The 1604-nt window shown below is 69.3% G+C and carries 1 protein-coding gene; it reads right to left on the reverse strand.

What is annotated here, in order from left to right; all coding sequences use genetic code 11:
• Nucleotides 1-100: 100 nt before the first annotated feature.
• On the reverse strand, nt 101-1604 hold a 1504-nt coding region (locus GT354_RS27635), incomplete at its 5' end, for an FtsX-like permease family protein (RefSeq protein ID WP_346012197.1).

Consider the following 1604-nt stretch of genomic DNA (forward strand, 5'->3'; position numbering starts at 1 on the left):
CCTGCACAAACGGTTCACACCGCCGGTCCAACCCGACACAGCCGAGCCAACCCCGCACAGCCGATTCACCCCGCCCGACCGACACCCGCACCCGGTCGAATCACTCCGCCCGCAGCCCGTCCGGCCGCATCATCCGCCACAGCGGCGGCAGACTGAGCGCGGTGACCAACAGCACCACGCCCGCGCCGATCCCGGTCATCGAGGCCATGGACGCCCAGTCCACGGCGACCGGACGATCCACCATCGTGAGCAGCACCGAGCCGAGCCCCACTCCCGTGATCACCGCCAGGATCAGGCCCAACACGACCGGCACCGCGGTCTGCCACAGGATCGACCAGCTCAGCGTGGTGCGCTTGGTGCCGAACGCGACCAGCACCGACAACAGCTTCTTGCGCTCCCGCAGTTGCTCCAACATCGACACCAGCAGACTCGCACCGATCAGCAGCAACACAGCGGTCGTGCCGATGAGCAAGCCTTTGCGCACATTGGCGAACCGCTTGCTCTCCTCGGTTTCGCTCAGGTTGTAGACGTACAGCAGCGGATCTATCCGACCGACGGTGTTGCGCACCCGGTCGTCCGCGTCCGAAACGGCGGGGTCCAGGCGCACGTCCACCGAGTACGACAGACTTCCCGCCGCCCCGGCCGGCAACGTGCTCGGCGTCGTCAACACGCCGTAGTACTTGCGGCCGGTGGCGTCCCCACGCAGGGACGCCGGCTTGATGCCGGCCGGCACCTGCCACGGCGTGGCCTTGCCGTACTCGTCCTGCGCACCGTACTTCGGGTCGATGAACACCTTGGCGCCCGGCCGGACGAGCGCATTGCTCTCCTGGTCCAGCCCCGGCAGCACGAAGGTGTCACCCTCGACGCACGTGTCGACCACGGCCAGTTCGCGCAGCGAATCGCACGTCCCGATGGTCAGTGAAGTACTGGACGCGGTATCCGAGGGAGAACCGGCCATCGAGGTGGTCGCATAACCGGTCGCGCCGCGCACGCCCTTGGTCTCCTTGATGCCCCGGGTGATCGCCTCGATCCGATCACCGCCGAGCTTGGCATCCGCCGAGACCGACACCTGCGCCCGGTCCGGGTTCTGACCGGTCGACCTGACGTAGTCGCCCTCGACACCGGCGAACAGCATCTGAAGCGCGATGGCCCCGGCCACCGCGACCGCGATGCCGTTGACCGAGCGAGCCGCCGCGCCACTGCCCAACTGGAGCCGCCGCACCGCGAGTTGCCACGGCAACCCACCCCCACCGAGGCGACGCACGACGGCTTCGACCAGCCACGGCAGCACCGCCGTGACGCCGACCAGCAGCAGCACCGTGCCACCGATCACCTGGACCTCGTTGAAGTTCCCGCCGTCCGTGCCTCGGCCCATCATCGGGGCCAGCAACGCGACACCGGCGAGCGGCACGAGCAGCCGCCACCAGAGCCGGCGCCGGGTCGGCGCCGCGGTACGCACCACGCCCAGCGGCTCGATCACCACGCCGCGCAGGGCCAGCAGGGTTACTCCGACGGAGGCGGCCGGCACCGCGAGGAGCACGAGGGCCAGCAACGGCGGGCTCGGGTCCAAGTCGGCGGGGAAGATACTGAGTTCGAACGCCGAG

It is taken from the genome of Streptomyces sp. SID3343 (assembly GCF_009865215.1).
In the GTDB taxonomy this organism is placed as follows: Bacteria; Actinomycetota; Actinomycetes; order Streptomycetales; family Streptomycetaceae; genus Embleya.